Raw genomic sequence first — 26,230 nt, 5'->3', positions numbered from 1 at the left:
ACGTAACCCCTTTTGGGGTCAACCTGCTGACTTCTTACTGACTTTTGAAAGTCAAAACGGAAGCGGCACTTTTTTTGATTTCTTCGGTGTTCATCATCATTTTCCGAAACTCGCCGCGTACATACATTTCAGCTTGGTCTTTGTAGTGCTTGCTGAAAGGATTTCCCGATTGACCTGTTGGCAATATACTGATACTATTTTCTATATCGGAAAAATCAATGATGCGACGCGTTGATGGTCCTGAATTTACTTTGTAGTACCCTGTGCTATCATATGGGAAAGCCAAATTATTGATGACTTCCCGGGTCCCGTTCACAGGGAATGGCCCTACGTTGAAATATTTCCTCAAGGATTCCACTTGTCCAATAGGGTGTTGATGCTCCAGGGTGTGTACCTTTTCCCAAGTCCATTGGTTGGGGTCAGGCCCAAAATCTTCCACCAATGAATTCCAGGCATCCGCAAAAGATTTAAGGACAATATCTTGGCGGGTTTCCACCTTGTCCGTTGTGTTGATGTTGTCCCACCATTTTCCTTTTTCCATACGGGCACCCCATGCAATCTGCCGCTTAAAAAGGTGTGTTGCCAAAAATTGATTGAATTGCTCGGTCCCCAGCTCATCTTCCATAGTGTTCTTTACCATAAAATACTCGCAACGATGGTACAGTGTCGGATTTGTGCTTTTCAACGAATAATGTCCATCCCAATTTTGAAGAGAATCAATTTGAACCAATTGTTCGTTGGACAACGGAATAACATTAAAGAGCTTTATGAGTTCGGTAATCAACCCGGGGTTGACCGAAGAAGTCACATCCAATATCATTTCGGATGCAGATTCTTTGTCCCAATCATCCTTGGCATCCAATAGCTGAACGATTCGCTTGGCCCTATCTTCCGGTAAATAATATCCCGGATACAGCATACCAGCAATGGAATCGGGTTGGTTGTTTGCAGAGTACACGTAGTGCCAAGGCGGATTTATAGCACTGGGGTTTTCTGAAAAATCCAAATAACGCAAAGGCTCTTCCTTCCCTGAAGCACCATCCAAAATGAACTTTGTTGAAAGGCTATCCGGCATTTGGTAAAGCTTTGCCGTGGCCCACCATGCCACATTTCCTTGTGCGTCACCGTACATAACATTGAGACCGGGTGCATGAATGTTGGGTAATGCACTTTTGAATTCATCGATGTTGGTGGCATGACTGATGCCAAACAGTCCGTTCAACACCTCATTTTTTTCTCTGGTATAAATCCAAGACATGGCTACGGGTCGCTCCCCCGATATCTGCTCGGCTATATGGTTCAAAACAGGTCCATGTTGTGTTTTGGAATAGGTGAACTCCACATCTTCCCCATCCTTCACCTTGATGGTCTTGGAGACATATTCAAACTTCTTCCAACCCTCAGCGGTCTTATATTGTGTGCTATCCGAAGGATTGGTTTCTTCGTAATAAAAATCAATATCATCGTTTTCGAACATGGTAAGTCCGTAAGCCACATCCCTATTGTGTGCCAACAACGGAAATGGCACTCCAGCTAAATGATATCCATACTTTTCATAGGAAGGTGTATTCACATGAGCCTCATACCAAACGGACGGCTGTGCAAAACCAATGTGCGGGTCATTGGCGAAAATAACTTTGCCATTCTTGGTCTTTTCGGGTGCGATCACCCAGCTATTACTTCCAATAAATTGGGGAATGGGCAATTTTTCCAGTGCTTCAGAAACACTGGCTGTTATGTCCGAACCCAAGGAATCCATTTCGGTTTTGTGGTAATTTTTAATCCAAACCGTGGAAGTGTCGGAACTGATGGCTAAATCCTTCAGGTATTCTTCCCCTAATTTATCTCGCATGCTGGTCAGCAAGGGGTCCGTTTTGTGCGCCATGGCAAAACTGAAGGCCATATAGCCAACGGCATTGTAAACATCTTCAATAGTGAATGGTTCTTTGTCCAATCCAGTGAGATAAAACTCAATTGGGGTTGGACCTTTTTCTATAAATTCATTCACGCCATCCAAATAGGCTTGGGAAAGCACCGCCATCTCACTTTGCCTGTCCAAATTGGCCACCGTCTCGGCAGAATGGTCATCAATCCCTAGTGAAAGAAAGAATTTATCCGTCTTCACCAAATCTTCACCAAATACTTCAGAAAGTCTTCCCTTGGCCACCCTTCGCAACAACTCCATCTGCCATAACCGGTCTTGGGCATGCACATACCCCAAAGCCTTTAATGCATCTGTTTCGGTTTCGGCATAGATATGTGGGATTCCGTAGTTGTCGTAGTAGACATTAACCACGCTCTGTAGCCCATGAAGCGTTTTTTTGCCTGCATAATCTGGTTTTAGGCTGTTAAAAAACAAGAATACGCCTATAACAACGAGCAGCACGAGGTATACCAGCACCAAAAGTACTTTTTTCAGTTTTTTCACGAGTTTTGAGGTAAGTCAATTAGTCTCTAAGGTAAACTATTTTCACTAATCGAATAGAAAAAACACGCTGAAAAGCCAACTCATTTATTCATGGAAAGCTGATAGGTTTCCAAGCCAGACTTCAGCCAATTTTCATACGTTTCCACGTCCACGTACTGGACAGCATCATTCAAGATTTCCAGGTTTGGTGAAAGCAAAACGTAGTAGGGTTGTGATGCTGCATTGAAATTCACGGTTTGGAACGTACCCCATTTTTGACCGATGGTCTCTATTGATTTTATGCGACCGGAATCATATTTAAAATCGAATTTTTCGGCTTCTGGGAGTTCTTTGCGGTCGTCCACGTATAAAGAAATGAGCACGTATTCGTCTTTCAATATAGGGTATACGCTTGAATGACTCCAGACGTTTTCTTCCATCTTCCTGCAGTTTACGCAGGCCCATCCTGTAAAATCCAATAAAATGGGTTTGTTGGCAGCTTTGGCATACGCCACGCCTTCTTCAAAATCCTTGAAACAATCTAATCCCAATGGGCAATCGCTCTCGGTCTCCACTACGCTGTAGAAATCTGGTGGCGGGAATCCACTCAACAGTTTTAACGGGGTTACATGAAATAAGCCTAGAACCAGGTACACTGAAAAAGCCATACTCAAAGCCCCAAATAGTTTTCGGGTCGATGTCAGTTTCTTTTTTGGACCATCGTGCGGAAATTTGAAAATTCCGAATAGATACAGGGTCATCAATACAAAAAGTACAATCCATATACCCAAGAAGATTTCTCGTTTGAATATGCCCCAGTTTCCGACCAAATCAGCGTTGGAAAGAAATTTGAAGGCTAGCGCCAACTCCAAAAATCCCAAAACCACTTTCACGGTGGTCATCCAACCTCCTGATTTTGGCAGGGAATTCAACCATGCAGGAAAGAGCGCAAATAAAGCAAATGGCAACGCCAGTGCCAAGCCAAAGCCTGTCATACCAATAGTTAAGTTGGTAGCCACATTACCTTCGGCAAGGGTTGTACTCCCTAAAAGTCCTCCCAAAATGGGTCCGGTGCAGGAAAACGAAACGATGGCCAAGGTCAATGCCATAAAAAAGATGCCAAGTCCCCCTCCTACTTTGGAGGAAGCGGAATCCATCTTGTTGGCCCAAGAGCTTGGCAATGTAAGCTCAAAATATCCGAAAAAGGAAAAGGCGAACACCACAAAAATGACAAAGAAGAACACATTTAGCCAAATATTAGTGGCGATGGTGTTCAGTATTTGGGAGTCCACTGAGTTGAACAAATGGAACGGTAAGCTCAACAGGAAGTAAATCAATACAATGAAAAATCCGTAGAGTACTGCATTGGCAATTCCCTTCGATTTTTGTTGTGATTGTTTGGTGAAGAATGAAACGGTCAGTGGAATCATAGGGAAAACGCATGGCGTTAACAACGCAATGAGCCCACCCAAGAATCCAAGTCCAAATATCATCCAAAGATTGGATTTCCCTTCTGAATCGGTTATACCACCTTGGTTCAGTAGGTTTTTGTTCTTCAAATCCAACTTTAAGGATTCACCAAGCGCTACGCTTTTTAAATCAATCTCTTTTTGACTGTCCACAAAGGCATTGCCATCCAACGAAATCTGGAACAACTCATCTTTTGGAATACAGACTTCCTTGCAAATTTGATAAAACAGGTTGACGGAAATCTGTCGCACTTCTGGGTTCAGCAATTTGATTTTTTGCGTGAAGATGGCCTCTTTCTTAAAAAAGGTCTCATCCACTTCAAAAATATCACTGTATTCTACTAAAGTCTCACTTTCGGTTGTTTTTCCGATAAGCTCATAATCCTCCCCTGCCTTTTCAAAAGTGAATTCGCTGGGAAGTGAACCTCCTTCAGCCGTATATTGGGAATACACATGCCATCCCTCCGCAATTTTGCCGGTAAAGACCAATTCATACTCCGTGTCTGATAGTTTGTTGACCTTATGGCTCCAAATCGCCGGATTGGCATCGGTCTGTGCAAAAATGTAAAGGGGGATTAGCAAGAATCCTAAAAGGGGGACTAAAAATTTCATGCAACAAGTGTAATCTTTATAATATTTTGGGTTGAACCATCAACCTTAAAACGTTCATCCGCTCGTCGGCCCACCACCCAAACAATCTCATTGTCCGAGCATAGTAGCCATTGCTTTTCTTTGGAAAAAACGTCCACTTTTTCATCCTTAAAAAACTTGGACAGCTTTTTTCCTCCTTTCATCCCGTAGGGATAAAAATAGTCGCCTTTTTCCCAATTTCTTAACACCAGTGGAAAGTTTAACTTTTTCTTATCCAAAAAGATAGTGTCAGGACTTGATTTTTCGGCGGCTTCTACGTTTTCCAGTTTCAGTTTTACAGGAGACCTTAGCAGACCTTCCTTGTTATAGACAGGATAGGTTTCGTTTACCCTATTTTTAAGTTCTGAAAGTATCAAATATTCCCGATCTTTCAGTAATCTGTGGGTTTTGGAAATGACCTCCTTACCACTCATGGCATGCAAAAGTCCTTTTACATCATCCCATTCTGTGAAACCATATTCTTTAAAAAGTCCATAGAGATAGGCCTCGATTGGGTGTAACTCCTGCAAAGGCTCCAAGGCAATTTTAATGACATCGCCATCCTCTGCAAACAAAATGGATTTGATTTCTTTCAAGTGATTTTGAACCAGACTATTGGTGTCCTGTAAATGAACCTGAGTGCGTTTAAAGTTTTCCAGAAATGCAGGGTGAAGCTCCTTTAATTTGGACACTAGCTCTAACCTAATTTTATTTCGCAGGTATTTTGTGTCGCTATTGCTGCTGTCTTCCCGCCATTGTATATGGTGCTTTTTGGCATACGCCATGATATCGTTCTGGGAAAATTCCAATAAGGGTCGAACCACCTTTCCATTTTGGACAGGGATTCCTGAGAGACCATCGATTCCTGTCCCACGAGATAGATTGATGAGAAATGTTTCCAAACTATCATCGGCATGATGCGCTGTCAAGAGGTAGTCAAAACCTTTGGTTGCCAAGAGTTCATTGAACCACTGATAACGTAGTTCCCGGGCGGCCATTTGCATAGACCCTCTGTTTTCACGGGCATATTTTTTGGTTTTGAACGATTTTACCTCGACCCCAATCCCTAAATCCTTGGCCAAATCTCGAACAAAATTTTCATCTCCATTGCTGTCCGTACCCCGTAAGTGAAAATTGCAGTGCGCCAAGGTAATGTTCAAACCGGCTTTAACGGAAAGATGCGCCAAAACCACACTGTCCACTCCCCCACTACAAGCCACCAACAATCTTGCCTTTTGCAAGAAAGACAGGTTGGTTTTTATATGTTTTTTAAAGGGTGACAGCATAGCACAAAATTACGAATAATCATTCGCCTGTTTCCAAAACACTTCGCATAGCTTTGGCTTTCAGCAAACATTCCTGATACTCGTGCTCTGGGTTGGATTTAGCCGTTATGGCACTCCCTACGGAATAGGATACATAATTACGGGTTGAATTATACAAAATACTTCGGATGACCACATTGAAATCGAAATTGCCATCTGGGTCAAAATAGCCGACGGCCCCACTGTAGAGACCACGTTTGGTCTCTTCCAATTCTTCAATAATTTTCATCGCCGAAATCTTGGGAGCTCCCGTCATGCTTCCCATAGGAAAGGTTTCTTCAATCAGCTCCACTGGGTTTTTATCCGCAGGAATTTCGGCAATAACTGTGGAAATCATTTGGTGGACTTGTTTGTAGGTATAGACCTTGCACAATTCTTCCACCTCAACACTGCCCCTTAGGGCACTTTTGGATAAATCGTTTCGTACCAAGTCGGTGATCATGATATTTTCGGCGCGTTCCTTTTCATCCAAAGCCAGTTGATGTTTTAATTTTTCATCCTCCGTCTCATTGTCATCTCTTCGTGCCGTACCTTTTATGGGTTGCGAAATAAGGGTCGAGCCTTGTTTTCTAAGATACCGCTCGGGAGAAGCGCACATCAAATACTTGTCCTCTAATCGCATGAAAGTTGCAAATGGTGGTTCGGAAATGCTATTCAAGCGCTGATAGGTTTCCCAAGGGTCGATGGATACATCTTCCGCGTAAAATTCTTGACAAAAATTGGCCTCGTAGACGTCACCTCGATGGATGTGCTCCAAAAGCTGGGTTACTTTTTCAAAGTAGGCATCTTTGTGAATCCGCATTTTAATTTTGACTGGGGACTGTTCCGTTTCCGACTTCTCAAAATTCACCAACGCTTTTATTTGGGCAAAGTCTGATTCAATCTCATCGGCACAATCTTCCAAATACATAAAATGAAGGTTGCCCCCTATGCATTTTATAATTTTTGAAGGTTGAAAGAAATGAAGGGTAGGAAACCCCAATCCATCAAAATTTTGGGAAACCAAATCTTCCAGCTGATTTTTTATGTCATAGGTGAAGAAACCAAATAACCAATCCTGTTTTTGGTCCACCATTATTTTTAATTGGTCCAGCATATCCACGAAGTTGGACTTATCGGTCTGTATATCAACCGCCAGTAAAAAATCAAAAGAGCTGTATTTTTGAGCATGCCCATTGCTATCCAACCAAACCACCTTGGAAAATGGTCGAGACCATTCCAGAAGCGCTCTTTTAAACTGGGATGGGTTTGAAATGCGGAAAGTGCGATGTTGTCGCAAGGGTTATTTACGTTAAGGATTCCAAAAAAGTAGTCAAAGCAGCAGCGTGTTCCTTTTTAAACTCCTCGTTTATAATGCGTTCATTTTCAAAATTCTCATAAAAAAGCGGCAATGAAAAGGTTGCTACAATCTCGCCGCCAAATCGGGGCAAAAGGTTATGAATTACCTCAAAAGAGCCTTTTGCTCCTCGTTTTCCTCCGGATGTTGACATGAGAAACACCTTGGTTCCCTCCAAAAAATTTCGGTCCAATCGCGATAGCCAATCCAACACATTTTTAAAATAGGCAGATGGATTGCCATTATGCTCATTTACAGAAAGAATCAAACCATCTGCATTTTGAATATCTTCCTTCAATTCCACCAAAGAATTGGAGTATCCTTTTTGCCGTTCGTCATCCTCGCTGTACATTGGAAATGGATAACGGGTCATGTTCAACAGGCGAAACTCCCGATTTCCCAATAAGGAAGTGGTGTATTGCACGAGTCGGTAATTAATAGAAGTTGAAGAATTGCTTCCGGCAAATGCCAAAATTGCAGCCATAAAGGTAAAAGTTTGATTGTTTCGCTAAAATACCCCAATTGATGCTTAGATGCGAGTATTTTATATAATTTTGGCCACGAAAGCATCCAAACACACTGCTAAACAAGTATATAGGGTATTTATTACTAGATGAAACCACAAACTAACAGACTGTTCTTTATCGATGCCATGCGTGCATGGGCCATCTTGATGATGCTTCAAGGTCATTTTATAGACGGACTATTGGACCCCATCTTTAGGGACAAAACCAATATGGTTTTCAATATCTGGCATTATTTCCGAGGCATTACCGCACCTGTTTTCTTTACGGTCTCTGGATTCATTTTCACCTACTTGTTGATACGTGGGGAGCAGAAAGGCTTTGACAACCCAAGAGTGAACAAGGGAATTCGTCGTGGTTTGCAATTGTTGTTGATAGGTTACTTGCTTCGCTTGAACCTTTTTGGACTTTTTAAAGGACAACTTTACAACTCGTTTTACCAAGTGGATGTACTCCATTGTATTGGACTTTCCATTTTGGCTCTGATTGGGGTGTATTTATTCTCATCTAGTCGAAAAAAGTTTGTTTTCCCAATGGTACTTGCGGGCATCACCATAGTTCTTTTCTTGTTTGAGCCAATGTACAAACAGTGGTCGTTCTCATTTTTACCCGACCTATTTGCCAACTACCTTACCAAAACCAACGGTTCAGTTTTTACGATAATTCCGTGGTTGGGCTATACAACATTGGGAGCATTTATTTCGGTGCTTTTTACCCGATATAAGGATTTTAAATATTTATATCCTGTTGCAATTTCAATTGCTACGCTTGTAGGCTATATTTTGATTTACCACTCCTCCCAAGCGTTTATTTCATTGTACAAATTCACTGGATTGGAATTGTTCAAATTGATTAATGATAACAATTACCTGTTCATTCGGTTGGGGAACGTATTCATGGTATTTGCCGTATTTATGTTGTTGAGGCGCTTTTTGACCAATAAAACGATATTGCAACTTGGGGCAAGCACGCTTTCCATTTACATTATACACTTTATTATCCTGTATGGAACGTTTACCGGATTGGGGCTGTATCGCTTTTTCAACCATTCCCTGACTCCAGCGGTTGCAATCCCGGGAGCGTTGTTGTTCATGGTAAGCTGCTCCTATTTGGCCCTGAAATACAATCGCCACGAAGCTGAAATCAAAACACAACTTTCGCAGGCCGTCACCAATGCTAAATTGTGGGTAGTTGACTTAAAAGAAGCGTCCATTCCAGTTATTCTTGAGCTTGTTGCAAGAATACGGTTGGTGCTCAGACGCCTGTTCAGAACGGTTCGAAGCTAAAAAATCCCACAAAAAAAAGCATCCAACCAAGTTGAATGCTTTCTCATTTTTATACTTATAAACTTTCTGTCTGGGCTTAAGCGTGCAATGCCCGGTCTGCCGTGGCAGCCAACGCAGCTTCTTTCACAGCTTCGGCATAGGTTGGGTGTGCATGGCTCATTCGGGCAATATCCTCAGCGGATGCCCTAAATTCCATAGCTGTAACGCCTTCCGCAATCAAATCGGCACAACGTGCACCAATCATGTGGACGCCAAGGACTTCGTCGGTCTTTTTATCCGCAATGATTTTTACAAATCCATCCAAGTCCATACTGGCTCTAGCCCTGCCCAAAGCACGCATGGAGAATTGACCCACTTTGTAGTCAACCCCAGCATCTTTGAGTTCCTCCTCGGTTTTTCCGACAGCAGCAACCTCAGGCCAAGTGTAAACCACCCCTGGGATTAAGTTGTAATCGATATGTGGTTTTTGGCCAGCCAAAACTTCAGCGACCAGAACTCCTTCTTCTTCTGCCTTATGGGCCAACATGGCACCTTTTACCACATCACCAATCGCATAAATGTTGGAAACATTTGTTTGAAGGTGGTCGTTCACCGCTATTCTTCCGCGGTCATCCAACTTTACCCCAGCAGCTTCTGCATTCAATCCATCGGTATACGGTCTTCTTCCTACGGAAACCAAGCAATAATCACCTGTGAATGTTACCTCTTCACCTTTTTTATTATCAGCCTTAACAATGACCTCTTTCCCCTTTCGCTCCACAGATTTTACCTTGTGCGATAGGTTAAACTGCATTTTTTGTTTTTTCAACACCTTCATCAACTCCTTGGAAAGTGCACCGTCCATACCCGGAATAATTCGGTCCATAAACTCTACCACGGTAACCTCAGCACCCAAACGCTTGTAGACTTGGCCCAATTCCAAACCAATGACACCACCTCCGATGACAATCATGTGCTTTGGAACTTCTGTGAGTTTTAAGGCTTCGGTTGAGGTGATAATGCGCTCCTTATCCAATTTGATGAACGGCAAAGTAGAGGGTTTGGAACCCGTGGCGATGATGATATTCTTCGCTTCAATGGTCTCCGTTTTTCCATCTTTAACAATGTTGATGTGAGTGGCATCCTTAAAGCTACCCATTCCGTGGTATACCTCAATTTTGTTCTTGCCCATCAAAAACTCAATGCCTTTGGTATTTTGGTCGACCACATCTTGTTTGCGGGCAATCATCTGTTTTAGGTTGACTTTGATTTCGCCGGGAATGTCGATTCCATGCTCTTCAAAATGCTTGATGGCATCTTCATAATGGTGCGAAGAGTCCAACAACGCCTTGGAAGGAATGCAGCCCACATTAAGGCAAGTGCCCCCCAAAGTGTCATACTTTTCAATGATAGCAGTCTTCATTCCCAATTGGGCACATCGAATTGCCGCTACATAGCCTCCAGGTCCGGAGCCGATAACGGCTACATCGTATTGATTCATATTATTGAATTTGTAAGGATAATTTTATTAGCTGTTTTTCGTAAAAACGACTGTAAAAATACGAATGTTTTTCGGGACGGGCTTTATTCAATATGTGTGAATAACAACAATATATTATCCAAGTTCATACTTTATCAAATCTACACCGAATGTCATTCATCAACAAGATAGGGGTCGATAGAGAAAAACTGGTATAATTCCACTAAACGGGTGCCAATGGAAATTTTTCGGCACTGTACCACCCAAGCCAGAGTCCGGCCAACAGGGAACTGTGCAGGCCAATCTCAAACCAAAGGGGACCACCCCAAGGCGCACAAAGCGCAGCTACTGAAAGTTTGCCTATTATAAAAAGTGAAATAAAGAAGTGTGGCCAAAAATTGTCACGCACCACAATCAATGAGGAAATAAATCCTGCGAAAGTAGCAGAAAGGAACATAGCAACAGTACCCAGGACCAAATCTTGGTTGGACGACGTACAAAACTGTATTCCATTAAAAAGGACGTCTTTGGAGAGGGTAACATACAGTTGCAAACAACATCCTCCAATTGCCGTGGCCAGTACGGTCAGAAAAATTCTAGTTCGGGATTGCATGACGATATTATGCGGTCAGTTCGTTTTTTGATACCCCAAAATAGAAATACCAACCGTTGGGGCTGTCTATTTTAACATCGCTTTAGGTTAAACTTTGCTAAATATGTACGGATGGTCGGTTCTTTACTTCACTGATTACGAAGGAACTCTGGGTGTTTCCGATATTATTGATGACCGTCAGTTTGGTCACCATAAATTCCCGATAGCTCTTCATGTCCTCCACATTAATTTTAAGGATGTAATCATAATCGCCGCCCACATGAAAGCATTCGGAAACTTCTTCCAGTTTTAGCACTTCGCGTTCAAATTTTAAAACATTTTCCTTGGTATGCTGCACCAATCTAACGTGACATAAGACGGTAAAATCGCGGTTTACCTTTTGCTTATCCACTAGCGCCACATAATCGGTGATGATTCCCATTCGTTCCAATCTTCGGATTCGCTCATATACCGCGGTTTTGGATAATTGGAGTTGGTCTGCGTATTGCTTGGTGGTCTTTTTGCAATCTTCTTGAAGGAGTTGAATCAATTGTTTGTCCAAAGTATCCATGACGAATATTCTATTTTAAGAAGTGAATCCATCAAAATTAGACTATTATTCGTTACTTATCAATTATTATAGACTTATATTCTATATTTTGTTGTATTTATTGACTTTAGAACCTGTATTTGGTAATTTCACAAAAACTTTCAACTATGGACTATAAAGCATCAGAACACATCCAAGACCTTCAATATTTTGGTGAATTTGGCGGTGTAAACCCTTCAATATCAGATTCATCCACCTACACCTTTCTGTCGGCAAAGACCATGTTCGATACGTTTGAAGGCAACACGGAAGGCTGCTATCTGTATAGTAGGCACTCCTCCCCTTCCAATCTTTATTTGGGCGAGGCCATGGCCCAACTGGAAGGAACCGAGTCAGCCAATGTTTTCGCTAGTGGCATGGGCGCGATAACCTCCGTCATCTTTCAATTGTGTGATGCTGGCGACCATATTGTGTGCAGCCGAACCATTTACGGAGGCACCTACGCTTTCCTGAAAAACTTTGTGAAAAAGTTCAACATCTCCACATCTTTTATCGATATCACCGATCTGGAAATTGTTGAAAAGTCCATCACCCCAAAAACCAAAATGATTTATTGCGAGGCCATCAGTAATCCCTTATTGGAAGTTGCCGATATCCAGGCCTTGTCCAAATTGGCAAAAAAACATGGCATTCCCTTGGTGGTCGACAACACCTTTTCACCATTGAGCATCAACGCTGCCAAACTGGGAGCGGATATTGTGGTGCACAGCCTTACCAAATTCATCAACGGGACGAGCGATTGCGTAGCAGGAGCGGTATGCGCCTCTTCTGACTTTTGCCTCAGCCTAAAGGATGTAAATGATGGTGCCGGAATGTTACTGGGTAGTACGTTGGACAGTTTACGGGCGGCTTCCATCCTAAAAAACATGAGGACGCTACACATCCGAATCAAAAAGCATAGTGAAAATGCCCATTATTTGGCCCAACAATTCGAAAAAGACGGTCTTACGGTGGTCTACCCCGGTCTGGAAAGTCATCCAGGACATCAAACCATGAAAGCCCAGATGAATCCAGAATACGGATTTGGCGGTCTCCTTACGTTGGATGTGGGAACGTTGGACAAAGCCAATGCGCTTATGGAAATGATGCAGGAAGAGAAGTTGGGCTATCTGGCGGTGAGCCTCGGGTTTTACAAAACCCTCTTTAGTGCATCGGGCACCTCTACCTCTTCCGAAATTCCGTTGGAGGAACAAGAAGAACTTGGACTGACCCAAGGTTTAATCCGATTTTCCATTGGCTTGGACAATGACATTCACAAAACCTACCTATCCATGCGCAGCTGTATGGAAAAGTTGGGAATTCTATCCGAGGATGTAACATTGGCCTAACAACTTACTATTTGCCGTTTGGAGAACAAGCCTCAAAGTTGTAATATTACTTCCTTACAAACTCAGACCACATGCCAAACCACGAGGAAGAATCAAAGTACAGGGAAAATGAACACATTGTAGAAAATAAAGAATTGAGTATATGGGAAGCCCTAATTCCCGTATTTGCCCTAGTGGGCATGCTGGCCTATAATGTCTTTGTCTTTGGTGATGATGCCCTCAGCGGTTCCAACCAATTCATCTTGCTCTTGGGCGGTGCTGTTGCTGCCATCGTTGGATTTTTCAATAAGGTTTCTTACGATCAGATGATTGCCGAAGTGGCCGAGAACATCCGGTCCACCACTGGAGCTTTGCTCATCCTGTTGATGGTAGGGGCCCTCTCTGGAACTTGGTTGGTCAGTGGGATCATTCCCGCCATGATTTATTATGGGCTTCAAATCTTGAATCCCACCATATTTTTGGCTGCCTGCGTAATCATTTGTGCCATCATTTCTGTGGCCACAGGAAGTAGTTGGACCACGGCCGCCACTGTGGGGATAGCCTTGGTGGGTATTGGTGATGCCTTAGGCATTTCTTTGGGAATGACAGCTGGCGCTGTGCTTTCTGGAGCCTATTTTGGAGACAAGATGTCTCCTTTAAGTGATACAACGAATCTGGCCCCTGCCATGGCGGGTGGGGATTTGTTTTCGCACATTAAATATATGGCGCTCACCACCACCCCTACCATTATCATCACTTTGATTGTTTTTATCATTCTTGGGTTTACCATCGACACCACAGGGGTTGCTGATACCAGTTCCATCTTGGAAAATATCAGGGGAACCTTCAATGTCAGTGGTTGGCTTTTTATTGTTCCCGTTGCGGTTATCCTTCTGATTGTAAAAAAGGCACCACCACTTTTAGCCTTGTTGATTGGAACACTTTTAGGTGGATTGTTCGCTCTTATTTTTCAACCAGACATTGTTGCCACCATTGGAGGGGGCACAAATTTAACTTTGGAATCGGGTTATAAAGGGATTTTGAATGCCATCACCGTAGATACCAACATTGCCACAGATGACCCAGCGTTGAATGACCTCTTTTCTTCCGGAGGAATGTCCGGAATGATGGGTACTATCTGGTTGATTATGTGTGCCATGGTCTTTGGCGGGATTATGGATGGAATTGGTGCTTTGGAACGAATCACAGAGTCCTTATTGAAAATGGCCAAGACAACTTTCGGGCTTTTTGCGAGCACTGTGGGAAGCTGTTTGGCGTTGAATGTAACTGCTTCCGACCAATATTTGGCCATTGTGGTTCCTGGAAAAATGTTCTCCAAAGCTTATAAAGAACGTGGATTGGCCCCTGAGAACTTAAGCCGGACGCTGGAAGATTCCGGGACCGTCACGTCCGTATTGGTGCCATGGAACACCTGTGGGGCTTACCACAGCAGTGTTTTGGGCGTTGGGGTAGCTGAATATGGGATTTATGCAATCTTCAATTGGTTGAGCCCAATGATGACCTTGCTCTTCGCTGCCCTCAAAATCAAAATCAAGATGCTTGTTACAAAAAGTGAGCCTGCCTAAAAAATTTTCAACCTGCTTTTTGTAGTTACACCTTCAGATTTGTGAAGTCCACAATTTTCATATCCCGATTTTATGGGTGTCCTAAAAAATATATGCTCTTTTTGGTGCCATAAACGCCGTTTATCCATGGATAAGAAATAGTGATTTTCTAGTGGTGCTAAGCCCAATTGTCGGGCTATTTTTGCGGCTAAACCATAAATAAAATCAACACGAATGACAGTAGTCGGAAAAAAATTTCCAAATCTAGAGGTAAATGCCATTGATGAATTGGGCGACACATTCAAAATCAACATTGTAGAGAAAGCCAAAGCAGAAAAAAAGAAGATTTTGCTTTTCTGGTATCCGAAAGATTTCACATTTGTTTGCCCTACCGAGTTGTTTGCATTTCAACAAAGTTTAGGAGCGTTTGAAAAAAGAAACACCTTGGTCATCGGTGCTTCATGCGATACTCCCGAAGTACATTTTGCTTGGTTGAACACCGCCAAGGACAACGGAGGTATTGAAGGGGTTACCTACCCTATCATTTCCGATAGCAACAGAAACCTTTCCAATGCATTGGGCATTTTGGACATTACCAACGAAGACTATAACGAGGAAACCGGTTCCCCCATCGTGGAAGGTGACAATGTTACCTACAGAGCCACCTATTTAATTGACGAGGAAGGTACTGTATTCCATGAAAGCATCAACCACATGCCATTGGGTAGAAACGTAAACGAATTTTTACGCTTGGTGGATGCCTACACCCACGTTCAAGTAAAAGGAGAGGTTTGCCCAGCCAACTGGGAAGAAGGTAAAGAAGCCATGGACGCCAACCGTGATGGTGTTTCCTCCTATTTGGCCAACCACGTAAACTAATTGCCATGCTATTAGAACTGGAACAAGATAATTTGAGCAAAGTAATTGCCAACAACAACAATGTTGTGGTGCAATACTCGGCATCATGGTGCGGTAATTGCCGAATCATGAAACCAAAGTTCAAGAAGGAAGCCTCTTTGAACGAGAACGTAACATTTGTGGTAGTGGATGCAGAAAAGTTCCCGGAATCACGAAAATTGGCCAATGTGGACAACCTGCCCACATTCGCTGCATTTTCAAATGGGGCCTTGAAGAATCAGGTGCAGACCAACAAATATGATGTTTTAAAAACCTTGATCAATGAAGTTGCCCATAATTAAACAACTGGTCAATTTTGCTGAGGAAAATGACGAGGACTTTTTGCTGGAAACAGCAGAAACCTTGGAAAGCATCTGCGAAGTTCCAAGTTTAAAAGATGAGGAACTGAATCTTATTGGTGAATTGATCTCCAATATTTACGGTGCCCTCGAGGTTTCAAACGAAATCAGAAATGGAGCACCCAAGAAAGAAGCGATGAACAGCTTTATGTCTCGGGTACTGAGTTCCATTGACAAATAAATGCCAACCATTTTTTCCAAAGAACCTTCTCACAACCCCCGGTGGGAAGGTTTTTTTTAAGTATTTTTGGCCTCGAACCAAAATATGAAAATATGGCTACTGTTACCTTAAAAGGAAACGAAATACATACGCTTGGCAACCTCCCTACAAATGGTGCCAAAGCTCCAGATTTTACATTGACCAAGAACGACCTTTCATCAACTTCCCTGTCAGATTACAAAGGGAAAAAGGTGGTCTTGAACATTTTTCCAAGTATCGATACCGGAACCTGTGCGCAATCGGTGCGTCAGTTCAACCAAGAAGCCGCTGAACTCGACAATACCACCATTTTGTGTATCTCCAAAGACCTTCCATTTGCCCAGGCCCGTTTTTGTGGTGCTGAGGGAATTGATAAAGTGGAAACGCTATCTGATTTTAGGGATGGTAACTTTGGTAAGGCCTACAATGTTGAGTTCACAGATGGCCCTTTAAAGAGCTTATTATCACGTTCCGTTGTTGTTTTGAACGAGAATGGCGATGTGGTTTATTCGGAACAGGTTGCTGAAACCGTGGACGAACCCAACTATAAAGCTGCGCTTGAAGCATTGATGGATGCCTAAGGAATCTTTTTTGAAGAATAGGATTCGGAGTGTGGGCTACGCACTAAGGGGCATGATTTTACTCTTGCGTACCGAGGCCAGCATACAAATCCAATTTGGTATTGCGGTCATCATGACCATTGCCGGGTTCTATTTTCAAATTTCCCATACGGAATGGATTCTACAACTCTTTGCCATTGGCTTGGTCATGGGCATTGAAGGTGTGAATACGGCCATCGAGAAAATATCGGACTACATCCAACCGAAAAATGACCCCAAAATCGGTTTCATAAAAGATATTTCCGCGGGAGCCGTTATGATAGTATCCATTGTTGCAAGCATCATTGGACTCATCATCTACGTACCCAAATTGCTATAAGCAACATCCAAGGTCAATGTAGCATCGTAAATTTGTAAATTAGCCCCGCATAAACCAGTTTCAATGGCAAAAAAAAGGACAAAATCTAAATCCAAACCTACTGCTGCCAAAAAGAAGGTTTCCTTGAAACCTTCTAAGCAAAACAAGATTATCTTCGGCAGTTTGCTTATTGTCCTGAGCATTGCGCTTTTCTTTTCCTTTCTATCCTATTATTTCACATGGCAGGAAGACCAAAGCATGCTCTCCGAGTTTGCCAATAGAAATGCCGAAGCCAGCAACCTACTAAACAAGTTTGGTGCTAGTGTAAGCCACTTTTTTATGTACCGTGGATTTGGATTGGCGTCGTTTGCCTTCCCGCTATTATTGGCCGTCACCGGACTCTATTTGTTCTTGGGGCTCAGCGGAAAAGGCTTGATAGGAAAATGGATTTGGGGATTAACGGGAATCATTTGGGTTTCCGTGGCTCTTGGTTTCTTCGCGATTGACCAACCTCTTTTAGGTGGACTTATCGGCTATGAAATGAATGATTTCCTGCAAGACTACACTGGGAAAATTGGGGTGTTCCTCATTTTGGTGTTTGTGTTGATGGTCATCATGGTACGACTGTTCAATTTTACCCCCGAAGGTGCTGCCAATTTCTTCAGGAAGCAACGGGAACAAATCAAATCCGATTTTCAAAAAACGTCATCCGTTTCAGATGAGACTGAAGAATCCGAAGAACATAGTTTGGATCTAAGTCCAGAAGATAACGAGCCTATAAAGGTGGATACATACACTCACAAAAAAGATATCCCACCCCTTACAAATGAAGCTGGGCTCGATGTCAATCTTCCAGAGGAAGAAGACGTCGATATTAGTCTGGAAGTTGAAAAAGTTGAAGAAGAGAAAGAGGAAAAAGATATCAAATCCGAAAAACTCGTCAAGGATTTTGGGGAGTTCGACCCAAAACTGGAGTTAGGCAATTATAAATTTCCGCCGTTGGATTTGCTAGAGGCCCACGGCGCTTCAGGAGGGATTACCATCAACCAAGAAGAACTTGAGGAAAACAAAAACCGTATTGTTAGCACCCTCAAAAATTATAAAATCGGCATTGCGCAGATCAAGGCAACCATTGGTCCAACAGTGACCCTTTATGAGATTGTGCCTGAGGCCGGTATCCGTATTTCCAAGATCAAAAATTTGGAGGATGATATTGCGCTTTCCTTGGCAGCTTTGGGGATTCGTATCATTGCCCCTATCCCCGGAAAAGGAACCATCGGTATAGAGGTACCCAATAAAAATGCCACTGTGGTTTCCATGCGTTCGGTGATTGCTTCCAACAAATTCCAAAAAGCCGAAATGGAGTTGCCCATTGCTTTCGGAAAAACCATCAGCAATGAAACTTTTGTGGTGGATTTGGCCAAAATGCCCCACATGCTCATGGCAGGAGCCACCGGTCAAGGTAAATCTGTTGGATTGAATGCCGTTATCACTTCCCTGCTTTATAAAAAGCACCCTGCAGAAGTAAAGTTTGTTCTGGTAGATCCCAAAAAAGTGGAGCTCACCCTATACAACAAGATTGAACGGCACTTTTTGGCAAAGCTTCCAGACGATTCCGATGATGCCATTATTACGGACAACACCAAGGTCATCAATACTTTGAATTCGCTCTGTATTGAGATGGATAATCGCTATGAGCTGCTCAAAACGGCCATGGTACGAAACATTAAGGAGTACAACGCCAAGTTTAAGGCGAGAAAACTGAACCCGAATGACGGGCACAAATTCCTACCGTATATTGTTTTGGTGATTGACGAGTTTGCCGACCTGATCATGACCGCAGGTAAGGAAGTGGAAACCCCTATTGCTCGATTGGCGCAATTGGCACGGGCCATAGGAATCCACTTGATCATTGCTACGCAACGTCCATCCGTGAATGTGATTACCGGTATTATTAAAGCCAACTTCCCCGCACGGATTGCGTTTCGGGTAACCTCTAAAATAGATTCCAGAACCATTTTGGACGCTCAAGGCGCCGACCAGCTTATCGGTCGTGGTGACATGCTCTTCACGCAAGGAAACGACGTTACCCGTTTACAGTGTGCCTTTGTTGACACCCCCGAAGTCGGTAAGATTACGGAATACATTGGGTCCCAACGTGCCTACCCAGAAGCCCACCTACTGCCAGAGTATGTCGGTGAAGAATCTGGCACGGGTATTGATTATGATATTTCGGACAGGGATGCCATGTTCCGCGAAGCTGCTGAAGTGATTGTAACGGCGCAGCAAGGTTCCGCTTCCCTCATACAGCGTAAATTAAAATTGGGATACAACAGGGCTGGTAGAATTATTGACCAATTGGAGGCTGCCGGAATTGTTGGTCCTTTTGAAGGCAGCAAGGCTCGTCAGGTTTTAGTGCCAGACATTTACTCTTTAGATCAATTGTTAGAAAATGAATCAAAATAAAATCATGCTCAAGAAACATATTCTTTTTATCGGACTGTTTACCGTTGCTCTTTTTTCCTACGGACAAAATTCGGACAAGGCCAAAGCCTTGCTTGATGAAGTCTACAACAAAGTAAAAAGCTACGACAACATTTATATCGATTTTAGGTCCACTTTGGAGAATACTGAAGCTAACCTAAAGCAGGAAACAAACGGAAACGTAACCTTGGATGGTGAAAAGTATTTCCTAAATTATCTCGGCGCCCAACAACTTTTTGACGGAAAGAAAGTATACACTATCGTTCCTGAAAATGAAGAGGTCACCATTGAGGATGTCAACGAGGAAGATGACAATGTAAGCCCTTCAAAAATGTTGACATTCTACAAAACGGGACATAACTATCAGTGGGACATTCTTCAAAATGTAGACGGACGAAAAATCCAGTATGTCAAATTGATTCCCATCGATTCCAACACTGAGATCAAATCCATTCTGTTGGGGGTTGACACGCAGACCAAGCATATTTACAAGCTCATTCAGACGGGGAATAATGGCACCAAGACCACTATCACCGTTAATTCTTTCAAAACCAATCAGCCACTTTCGAGTACGCTGTTTACCTTTGACGAGAAAAAATTCGAAGACAAAGGGTATTACATTACAAGAAACTAGGGATTGAAAATACTAGACCAGTATATATTAAAGAGGTTTCTCTACAATTTCTTCAGTTCATTTTTCATCTTGATCGTCATATTCATATTTCAGGGAATATGGCTTTTCATCGATGATTTGGCTGGAAAAGGTCTAGGTATTGTCATTATTGGAAAGTTTATTTTCTACTTCATCCCCACTTTGGTTGATAAGGTTCTCCCATTAACCGTATTACTTTCCTCCATCCTTACTTTTGGAACCTTTGCCGAAAATTATGAGTTTGCCGCCATGAAAGCTTCGGGCATCTCGCTCCAACGAGGAATGCGCAGCTTGATTGTCTTTGTACTTTTCTTGGGTGTGGTCACTTTTTTCTTTGCCAACAACGTCATACCAAAATCCGAACAAAAAATGTTCAACCTTAGACGGAACATTGCCAAGGTAAAGCCCGCTGCGGCCATCACCGAAGGAGTTTTCAGCGATTTTGAAGGCACAGGACAGGGAATGAACATCAAGGTTGACAAAAAATACGGGGAGCAAGACCGTTTTTTGGATAATGTCATCATCCATAAAAAAACCGCCCAAAACATTAATAACACAGTCATAAAAGCCAAAACAGGTGAGTTGATCAGTAGCGAAGAGTCAGACATCATTCAATTGGTATTGAAAGATGGCCATTACTATGAGGAAATTTCAGCCAAAGATGGTAAAGAGCGAAGAAAATATCCATTTGCAAAATCTGAGTTTGAACGGTATATCATCAATATTGATATTTCTGAATTGAACGACCAAGATTTGGAAGAGGATGGGAACATCACCACGGACAAGATGAAAAATGTGGGGCGTTTGATCAAGGATATCGATTCCTTGGGAAAAAACAACCTGGAAAAGGTAGAGGCATTTTCAAAAAACATTGTCAACAGAATGGGAGCCTTCCCCCCACCTCCCCGAATTGACACTCTGCAGCTGGTAAAAAATGAAGCAAAGGAAATTGAAAAGGATTCCATTGAAGAAGCTCCCATCACAGATACAGACCAACTGTTGGACAAACTTCAGGAATGGCAGCGACTTCAGGTAGTGAACAATGCCAAAAATTCCATCACTGGAATTTTAAATACGGTAGTGTCCAAAAAGGACGAGCTCCAAAAGAGATATAAATTTTACAACAGTCATATTCTTTCATTGCACAATAAATATGCTTTGGCATTTTCCTGCATCATTCTCTTTTTTGTTGGGGCGCCGTTGGGGGCCATTATTAGAAAAGGAGGACTTGGTTTGCCCATGGTGATTGCCATTGTCTTATTTTTGACCTATTATTTTATTGGGGTGTTTGCTGGGAACTATGCCAAGGAAGGAAATATCCATCCCGCAATTGGAGCTTGGCTATCCACACTGATCATGTTACCATTGGGCATATCATTGACCAGGAGAGCCACTGCGGATAGAGGGTTGTTTGGATTTGGACATATTTTCGACCGAATTAAATCCCTATTTAAAAAGAAAGATAAAGATTCTGAAGAAGAAGAGTAATGGTTACCAAGGACAAGAAAATTCAACTGAACGCCATAGAAGAGGCTATTGAGGACATCCGTCAAGGCAAGGTCATTATTGTGGTAGATGATGAAAATAGAGAGAATGAAGGAGATTTTCTGGCCGCTGCGGAGCTTGTTACCCCAGAGACCATAAACTTTATGGCCACCTACGGTCGCGGGCTTATATGCGCTCCTTTGACCGAGGGAAGATGCAAGGACTTGGGACTTCATAAAATGGTAACCCATAACTCAGACCCACTGGAAACGGCCTTTACCGTTTCGGTGGATTTAAGGGGAAACGGGGTAACCACCGGAATTTCAGCTGCGGATAGAGCCAAAACTGTGCTGGCATTGACAGATGCAGCTACCAAACCCCATGAGTTGGGGCGCCCTGGACATATTTTTCCATTAATAGCAAAGGAAGGTGGTGTTTTACGTCGTACTGGCCATACAGAGGCCGCCATTGATTTTGCACGATTGGCCGGTTTGGAACCAGCTGGAGTCATCGTTGAAATCATGAATGAGGATGGCAGTATGGCCCGATTGCCAGAATTGCTGGACGTAGCCAAGAAATTCGATTTGAAAATCGTTTCCATCGAGGATTTGATTGCCTATCGCATGGAGCACGACAGTCTAATTGAACTTAGGGAGTCCTTCGATATAAAAACACGCTTTGGTGAATTCCGTTTACGTGCTTACAAACAGACCACCAATGACCAAGTCCATATTGCTTTGGTAAAAGGAAGTTGGAAATCTGGTGAGCCGGTTCTCACCCGCATCAATTCTACACTGGTCAATAATGATATGTTGGGCACCCTGACCAATAACCCAGATGAAGCTTTACAACGCATGTTCCATGTGTTGAATTCCCAAGAAAAGGGTGCGATGATTTTTATCAACCAAGGAAACCAATCCATGAATTTGTTGAGCCGCCTGGCCGAATTCAAGAAATTGCAGGCCCAAGGTATTGACAAAGCTCCCAAAATCGACATGGACACCAAGGATTTTGGTATTGGCGCACAAATCCTGCACGATTTGAATATTTCCAAGATTCGTTTGCTGTCCAATTCCGGACAGACCCGTCGCGTGGGAATGGTGGGTTATGGTTTGGAAATTGTGGAATACGTCAACTACTAGATGGCCGTATTGATAATATATTCGTAACCCTTTTCATTGATTACCTGCTCCAAAATACCTCGGACCAAAATGGGATTGTTTTCGTATTTGGTATATCGCTCATAATATTCAGGATAGTCTTTTTCAAGCAGGAGCTTTACCCTTTTGTGGGTGAGCACAATGAATTTTCCCGTATTTAGGTCCAACAAGGTGTTGCTTCTTTCATTGGAAGCCAAAACACCAATAATACCAAAGGCCAACCCAAGACCACTTACCTTGTCCTGGTTTATGAAAATGTCATTGAAGAGTAAAAAATCATTGACTTTTTGGGCTTTCACAAAATGCCTGTCCCCTGAATAATTTTGCGCATTCAGATAAAAATCAGTTCCATCAAAGAAACCATAGTATGGTGCAGGTTTACCTTTGGCATCCTCCACCCTGAACAAATTCTCATCCTTAGGCTTGATAGAAACAGCTGTATCCTGAACCGGCTCATTGTTGTACAACTCATTGAATGAAAAATAGTAGCCTGTACCGGGAGATTCCGTTAAAATGTTGGCCACCTCTGGACGCTCCAGCGTAACAACTTTTTTGGCTTCATACTTATTGGGCAAGGAATCAAATTCCATCAAGCACTCTTTTAAGATAGCCCTAATTCGGTCATCATGTTTTCCGGTAACATCCATACTGTTCTTTTCTGCTTCGGAAGCAAAACTGCCCAGGTAATTGTACTCGTTGTTCAAATAGATTAAAACGTCTAGATTGACCGTTGCCGTGCCTGTTTCCTTGAAAGCACCGGTATTCTCGGAAATCAACAATTGGTTTATCCGAAGGATTAGCGGCTTTTTTGAAGCCTCTGGCGGAAAAACAGTATTCAAATAAGCCAAGAGTTCTTCCTCAAAGGGCTGTTCAAATTGGGCCTGTACCTTTCTGTTGAGCATGCCTTTTTGCGCGATGCCCACATGGTCCTTATAAACTCTATTATCCACTATCCCAGAGATGTAAAAATCTACATTTTCGGCAGATTCAGTTTTGTTTGGCAGCAGTGAAATGGTGTGAAAATCCTTTTGGGCAGTCAATACATTGATAGCCATCAAAAGTAGAAATGAGAGAAAACCTAGTTTCATAAAATGAGTGACTTACTTACTTTAAGCACTCGAAGATAGTTGATTTTATAATCCGTGACCTCGCTTCCATTTCTTTTTCCGACCAGCCTAATTTTATCAAACAGGAGATGGTTCTTCCTACCCATTTGTCCGACTTGGTGAAATCAGCCTGGGTATAATCTGGAAGACCTTCAATAACATCTTTTGGCAATTTCCCCAAGGATGTAAGATGGGTCAAATGTGCCCATTTTCGGTAATAATGCCAATTGTTATTGTACCAGTAAAAACAGGCGTCAATCCCATTTTTTCCCAAGGCCTGATGTACTTTTTGGGTCACTGCTTCCGAAGGAAGAAAGAAACTCAAAAAGGAATAATTCTCTTCCCCGCCACTGGGAACTCTTCTAAACGTCACCTCTGGAATAGTCGCTAAGGCTTCGCGTAAAATGGTATAGTTTCTTTTTTGAATGCCGATGAATTCATCCAATCGCGCCAATTGGGCCACTCCAACCGCAGCATTCAATTCTGAAATACGGAAATTATATCCTAAAAATGGATGCCCTTCCGCTCCCCTATCATTTCCGATGTGGTCATGACCGTGGTCCGAATATTTATGTGCATTCTGATAATAAGCCTCATTATTCGTGATGACGGCACCACCTTCACCACAGGTGATGGTCTTTACGTAATCGAAAGAAAAGCAACCCAAATCCCCAATACTGCCCAAAGGTTTTCCGTGATAACCGCCACCAATGGCCTGACAGGCATCTTCCAACAGTAAAAGGTTATGCTTTTTGCAGATTTGTTGAAGTGCATCCAAATCGGCCATGGAACCACACATGTGCACAGGCATGATAACTTTGGTTTTTGGTGTGATGGCCTTTTCCACCGCAGAAGGGTCCAACGTCAACGTATCATCGACATCCACTAACACAGGAATGGCCCCGAGTGCCAAAATGGACTCAAAACTGGCGACAAAGGTGAAGGTGGGCATAATGACCTCATCCCCTGCTCCTATCCCAGCACTGGCCAAGGCAACGGTAAGTGCTGCAGTGCCACTACTGACCAGATGCACATGTTGTGTCCGCATAACTTTGGCCAAAGCGGTTTCTAGCTCTTTTGCCTTCCAATGTCCGTTGCGCATTCCATCAAATCCGTAGCGCATGAGCACCCCTGAATCCAGCACGTCCTGTACCTGTTCCCGTTCTTTATCTCCAAAAAGTTCAAAACCCGGCATAGTGTATTGTGTTATTGGTTATTGGTTATTGGTTATTGGTTATTGGTTATTGGTTATTGGTTATTGAAACTACAAAATCTCAATTTTATCTCCTTTATTTCCTGTTATCATACAGTGCCTATTAATTTTAGCCAAAAAACCAAAGTTTTATCGCCATGGCCACCACCACGACCACCATAAAGGTCTTAATGAATCCATCGCCTTTTTTCACTGAAAACCGACTGGCCACCCATGCTCCGGAACCATTTCCAATGGCCAAAATCAATCCCATTTTCCAGTTGACCTTATCGTTGAACGCAAACACTGCCAGTGCCGCTAACATGTAAATAAAGACCACAACGACCTTGGTAGCGTTGCTTCGCACCAAATTCATCCGGTTTACGTAATGCAAAAAGATGATCATCAACAAACCAAGGCCCGCATTGATGAAACCACCATAAATTCCAAAGAAGAAGAAAACAATAATCCCCAGCCAAAGGTATTTGCCAGTAAGCCGCTCTTGCATGTCTTCTAGGCGCATTTTAGGCTTAAACACAATAATCAAGATTACCGCTATCATGACAATAGCCAAAATGCGGTTGAAGAGACTGCCATCGACATCCACAGCAATTCGCGCCCCTAAAATGGACCCTAGTAAAGCAGATATTCCCAGATAAATATTGAACGGAAAGGTGCTTACCCCCTTGCTTTTAAAACCTGCAGTTGCCATAGCCGTCTGAATAACAATGGCCACCCGATTGGTTCCGTTGGCCACGGCAGAAGGCAATCCCAAAAATATAAGGGTCGGCAGCGATAGCAGAGAACCACCCCCAGCAACAGTGTTGATAAAGCCTACGGCAAAACCTACGGCCACCAAAAGTGGATAGTGATACCATTCTTCCATTGGCATAAATGTACTAGGTAATTTTAGAAAGTGAAGAATGAAAAATTTAAAGTTTATAAACTTTCACAGAACCAAAAAAGCTTTTTATATTTGCACCCGCCTACGCAAAGGCTACGGCGGGTAAGCCCGCATTTTTTTAGGGAGGAATGGCAGAGTGGTCGAATGCGGCAGTCTTGAAAACTGTTGAGGGTCACACCTCCGGGGGTTCGAATCCCTCTTCCTCCGCTTTATGACGTGAAAAGCCCCTGTTTTAGGGGCTTTTGTTTTTTGGTTGACAATTCTTCATTTTAACTTAGAAAAAATTCTGTTTTGAAAATTATAGGCAATTACTTTTCCCATTAGCTACGGTTATAAGTGTGTTTTTTATACCTTTTCAGCGCCA

General features: G+C 42.8%; 23 protein-coding genes and 1 tRNA gene. 13 read left to right on the top strand and 11 right to left on the bottom strand.

All coding sequences use genetic code 11. The annotated features are described in order from the left end of the window. Window positions 1–34: 34 nt before the first annotated feature. From ACFSJE_RS01695 to ACFSJE_RS01675, 5 genes are all read right to left on the bottom strand, one after another. Complete coding sequence (locus tag ACFSJE_RS01695; protein WP_379829243.1) at window positions 35–2,428, bottom strand: penicillin acylase family protein; 2,394 nt, start codon at window positions 2,426–2,428, stop codon at window positions 35–37. A gap of 80 nt (window positions 2,429–2,508) precedes the next feature. Beyond that, complete coding sequence (locus ACFSJE_RS01690) at window positions 2,509–4,488, bottom strand: protein-disulfide reductase DsbD family protein (protein WP_379829242.1); 1,980 nt, start codon at window positions 4,486–4,488, stop codon at window positions 2,509–2,511. Next, entirely contained in the window at window positions 4,485–5,747 is a 1,263-nt protein-coding gene (gene tilS / locus ACFSJE_RS01685) for a tRNA lysidine(34) synthetase TilS (protein WP_379829241.1), read from the bottom strand. Before tilS ends, ACFSJE_RS01690 begins: the two co-directional genes overlap by 4 nt. Window positions 5,748–5,811: 64 nt before the next feature. Further along, window positions 5,812–7,110, bottom strand: coding sequence for an anthranilate synthase component I family protein (locus ACFSJE_RS01680; protein ID WP_379829240.1), 1,299 nt, complete (start codon window positions 7,108–7,110; stop codon window positions 5,812–5,814). Window positions 7,111–7,117: 7 nt separating this feature from the next. Then, window positions 7,118–7,651 (bottom strand): NADPH-dependent FMN reductase, encoded by a 534-nt coding sequence (locus ACFSJE_RS01675; protein WP_379829239.1) that lies wholly within the window; start codon window positions 7,649–7,651, stop codon window positions 7,118–7,120. 129 nt (window positions 7,652–7,780) lie between these two features. On the opposite strand from ACFSJE_RS01675, the gene ACFSJE_RS01670 reads away from it, so the two are divergent. Continuing rightward, on the top strand, window positions 7,781–8,977 hold the full coding sequence (locus tag ACFSJE_RS01670; protein WP_379829238.1) for an acyltransferase family protein: 1,197 nt from the start codon (window positions 7,781–7,783) through the stop codon (window positions 8,975–8,977). A gap of 76 nt (window positions 8,978–9,053) precedes the next feature. Here the strand turns inward: ACFSJE_RS01670 and lpdA are convergent, their stop codons facing one another. The 3 genes from lpdA to ACFSJE_RS01655 form a co-directional block, all read right to left on the bottom strand. Then, window positions 9,054–10,457: a dihydrolipoyl dehydrogenase gene (gene lpdA / locus ACFSJE_RS01665; protein ID WP_379829237.1), complete on the bottom strand. Its 1,404-nt coding sequence runs from the start codon at window positions 10,455–10,457 to the stop codon at window positions 9,054–9,056. A 202-nt stretch (window positions 10,458–10,659) separates the two neighbouring features. Further along, window positions 10,660–11,049: a hypothetical protein gene (locus ACFSJE_RS01660; protein ID WP_379829236.1), complete on the bottom strand. Its 390-nt coding sequence runs from the start codon at window positions 11,047–11,049 to the stop codon at window positions 10,660–10,662. Window positions 11,050–11,146: 97 nt separating this feature from the next. Further along, on the bottom strand, window positions 11,147–11,599 hold the full coding sequence (locus ACFSJE_RS01655; protein ID WP_379829235.1) for an Lrp/AsnC family transcriptional regulator: 453 nt from the start codon (window positions 11,597–11,599) through the stop codon (window positions 11,147–11,149). 146 nt (window positions 11,600–11,745) lie between these two features. On the opposite strand from ACFSJE_RS01655, the gene ACFSJE_RS01650 reads away from it, so the two are divergent. From ACFSJE_RS01650 to ribB, 11 genes are all read left to right on the top strand, one after another. Beyond that, window positions 11,746–12,966 carry an aminotransferase class I/II-fold pyridoxal phosphate-dependent enzyme gene (locus ACFSJE_RS01650; RefSeq protein ID WP_379829234.1) on the top strand — a complete coding sequence of 407 codons (1,221 nt, stop codon included), beginning with the start codon at window positions 11,746–11,748 and terminating at the stop codon, window positions 12,964–12,966. 71 nt (window positions 12,967–13,037) lie between these two features. Then, window positions 13,038–14,531: a Na+/H+ antiporter NhaC gene (gene nhaC / locus ACFSJE_RS01645; RefSeq protein WP_379829233.1), complete on the top strand. Its 1,494-nt coding sequence runs from the start codon at window positions 13,038–13,040 to the stop codon at window positions 14,529–14,531. Window positions 14,532–14,744: 213 nt separating this feature from the next. After that, the gene (locus ACFSJE_RS01640; RefSeq protein ID WP_379829232.1) at window positions 14,745–15,389 is read left to right on the top strand and encodes a peroxiredoxin; all 645 of its coding nucleotides are present in this window, start codon (window positions 14,745–14,747) and stop codon (window positions 15,387–15,389) included. Between the two features lie 5 nt (window positions 15,390–15,394). Further along, the gene (locus tag ACFSJE_RS01635; protein ID WP_379829231.1) at window positions 15,395–15,709 is read left to right on the top strand and encodes a thioredoxin family protein; all 315 of its coding nucleotides are present in this window, start codon (window positions 15,395–15,397) and stop codon (window positions 15,707–15,709) included. Next, the gene (locus ACFSJE_RS01630; protein ID WP_379829230.1) at window positions 15,690–15,947 is read left to right on the top strand and encodes a DUF6952 family protein; all 258 of its coding nucleotides are present in this window, start codon (window positions 15,690–15,692) and stop codon (window positions 15,945–15,947) included. Before ACFSJE_RS01635 ends, ACFSJE_RS01630 begins: the two co-directional genes overlap by 20 nt. 92 nt (window positions 15,948–16,039) lie before the next feature. After that, entirely contained in the window at window positions 16,040–16,546 is a 507-nt protein-coding gene (gene tpx / locus ACFSJE_RS01625) for a thiol peroxidase (RefSeq protein WP_379829229.1), read from the top strand. After that, the gene (locus ACFSJE_RS01620) at window positions 16,539–16,904 is read left to right on the top strand and encodes a diacylglycerol kinase family protein (RefSeq protein ID WP_379829228.1); all 366 of its coding nucleotides are present in this window, start codon (window positions 16,539–16,541) and stop codon (window positions 16,902–16,904) included. Before tpx ends, ACFSJE_RS01620 begins: the two co-directional genes overlap by 8 nt. Before the next feature lie 63 nt (window positions 16,905–16,967). Beyond that, complete coding sequence (locus tag ACFSJE_RS01615) at window positions 16,968–19,349, top strand: DNA translocase FtsK (protein ID WP_379829227.1); 2,382 nt, start codon at window positions 16,968–16,970, stop codon at window positions 19,347–19,349. A gap of 4 nt (window positions 19,350–19,353) precedes the next feature. Beyond that, window positions 19,354–20,001 carry an outer membrane lipoprotein periplasmic chaperone LolA1 gene (lolA1, locus tag ACFSJE_RS01610; RefSeq protein ID WP_379829226.1) on the top strand — a complete coding sequence of 216 codons (648 nt, stop codon included), beginning with the start codon at window positions 19,354–19,356 and terminating at the stop codon, window positions 19,999–20,001. Between the two features lie 3 nt (window positions 20,002–20,004). Continuing rightward, entirely contained in the window at window positions 20,005–21,507 is a 1,503-nt protein-coding gene (locus ACFSJE_RS01605; protein ID WP_379829225.1) for an LptF/LptG family permease, read from the top strand. After that, window positions 21,507–22,646 carry a 3,4-dihydroxy-2-butanone-4-phosphate synthase gene (ribB, locus tag ACFSJE_RS01600; RefSeq protein ID WP_379829224.1) on the top strand — a complete coding sequence of 380 codons (1,140 nt, stop codon included), beginning with the start codon at window positions 21,507–21,509 and terminating at the stop codon, window positions 22,644–22,646. Before ACFSJE_RS01605 ends, ribB begins: the two co-directional genes overlap by 1 nt. On the opposite strand, the gene ACFSJE_RS01595 is transcribed toward ribB, so the two are convergent. From ACFSJE_RS01595 to ACFSJE_RS01585, 3 genes are all read right to left on the bottom strand, one after another. Next, a complete protein-coding gene (locus ACFSJE_RS01595; protein WP_379829223.1) occupies window positions 22,643–23,752 on the bottom strand; it encodes a hypothetical protein in 1,110 nt (369 codons plus the stop codon). The genes ribB and ACFSJE_RS01595 overlap by 4 nt on opposite strands. A 16-nt stretch (window positions 23,753–23,768) precedes the next feature. Next, complete coding sequence (locus ACFSJE_RS01590) at window positions 23,769–24,965, bottom strand: DegT/DnrJ/EryC1/StrS family aminotransferase (RefSeq protein ID WP_379829222.1); 1,197 nt, start codon at window positions 24,963–24,965, stop codon at window positions 23,769–23,771. A 127-nt stretch (window positions 24,966–25,092) separates the two neighbouring features. Next, entirely contained in the window at window positions 25,093–25,848 is a 756-nt protein-coding gene (locus ACFSJE_RS01585) for a sulfite exporter TauE/SafE family protein (RefSeq protein ID WP_379830032.1), read from the bottom strand. 140 nt (window positions 25,849–25,988) lie between these two features. Here ACFSJE_RS01585 and ACFSJE_RS01580 point away from each other — a divergent pair. Continuing rightward, a tRNA-Ser gene (locus ACFSJE_RS01580) sits at window positions 25,989–26,073 on the top strand. Window positions 26,074–26,230 lie beyond the last annotated feature (157 nt).

The organism is Flagellimonas iocasae, assembly GCF_042682725.1.
GTDB classification, from domain to species: domain Bacteria; phylum Bacteroidota; class Bacteroidia; order Flavobacteriales; family Flavobacteriaceae; genus Flagellimonas; species Flagellimonas iocasae.
This window is presented reverse-complemented; position numbering and strand designations above follow the sequence as displayed.

Excerpts from the sequence above, each read along its gene's own strand:
- nhaC (WP_379829233.1), top strand. The coding sequence starts at position 13,038 with ATGCCAAACCACGAGGAAGAATCAAAGTACAGGGAAAATGAACACATT.
- ACFSJE_RS01690 (WP_379829242.1), bottom strand. The coding sequence starts at position 4,488 with ATGAAATTTTTAGTCCCCCTTTTAGGATTCTTGCTAATCCCCCTTTAC.
- ACFSJE_RS01590 (WP_379829222.1), bottom strand. The coding sequence starts at position 24,965 with ATGCCGGGTTTTGAACTTTTTGGAGATAAAGAACGGGAACAGGTACAG.
- ribB (WP_379829224.1), top strand. The coding sequence starts at position 21,507 with ATGGTTACCAAGGACAAGAAAATTCAACTGAACGCCATAGAAGAGGCT.
- ACFSJE_RS01635 (WP_379829231.1), top strand. The coding sequence starts at position 15,395 with ATGCTATTAGAACTGGAACAAGATAATTTGAGCAAAGTAATTGCCAAC.
- ACFSJE_RS01595 (WP_379829223.1), bottom strand. The coding sequence starts at position 23,752 with ATGAAACTAGGTTTTCTCTCATTTCTACTTTTGATGGCTATCAATGTA.
- ACFSJE_RS01670 (WP_379829238.1), top strand. The coding sequence starts at position 7,781 with ATGAAACCACAAACTAACAGACTGTTCTTTATCGATGCCATGCGTGCA.
- ACFSJE_RS01585 (WP_379830032.1), bottom strand. The coding sequence starts at position 25,848 with ATGGAAGAATGGTATCACTATCCACTTTTGGTGGCCGTAGGTTTTGCC.
- ACFSJE_RS01675 (WP_379829239.1), bottom strand. The coding sequence starts at position 7,651 with ATGGCTGCAATTTTGGCATTTGCCGGAAGCAATTCTTCAACTTCTATT.
- ACFSJE_RS01630 (WP_379829230.1), top strand. The coding sequence starts at position 15,690 with ATGAAGTTGCCCATAATTAAACAACTGGTCAATTTTGCTGAGGAAAAT.
- ACFSJE_RS01650 (WP_379829234.1), top strand. The coding sequence starts at position 11,746 with ATGGACTATAAAGCATCAGAACACATCCAAGACCTTCAATATTTTGGT.
- tpx (WP_379829229.1), top strand. The coding sequence starts at position 16,040 with ATGGCTACTGTTACCTTAAAAGGAAACGAAATACATACGCTTGGCAAC.
- ACFSJE_RS01655 (WP_379829235.1), bottom strand. The coding sequence starts at position 11,599 with ATGGATACTTTGGACAAACAATTGATTCAACTCCTTCAAGAAGATTGC.
- lolA1 (WP_379829226.1), top strand. The coding sequence starts at position 19,354 with ATGCTCAAGAAACATATTCTTTTTATCGGACTGTTTACCGTTGCTCTT.
- ACFSJE_RS01660 (WP_379829236.1), bottom strand. The coding sequence starts at position 11,049 with ATGCAATCCCGAACTAGAATTTTTCTGACCGTACTGGCCACGGCAATT.
- ACFSJE_RS01620 (WP_379829228.1), top strand. The coding sequence starts at position 16,539 with ATGCCTAAGGAATCTTTTTTGAAGAATAGGATTCGGAGTGTGGGCTAC.
- ACFSJE_RS01640 (WP_379829232.1), top strand. The coding sequence starts at position 14,745 with ATGACAGTAGTCGGAAAAAAATTTCCAAATCTAGAGGTAAATGCCATT.
- ACFSJE_RS01615 (WP_379829227.1), top strand. The coding sequence starts at position 16,968 with ATGGCAAAAAAAAGGACAAAATCTAAATCCAAACCTACTGCTGCCAAA.
- lpdA (WP_379829237.1), bottom strand. The coding sequence starts at position 10,457 with ATGAATCAATACGATGTAGCCGTTATCGGCTCCGGACCTGGAGGCTAT.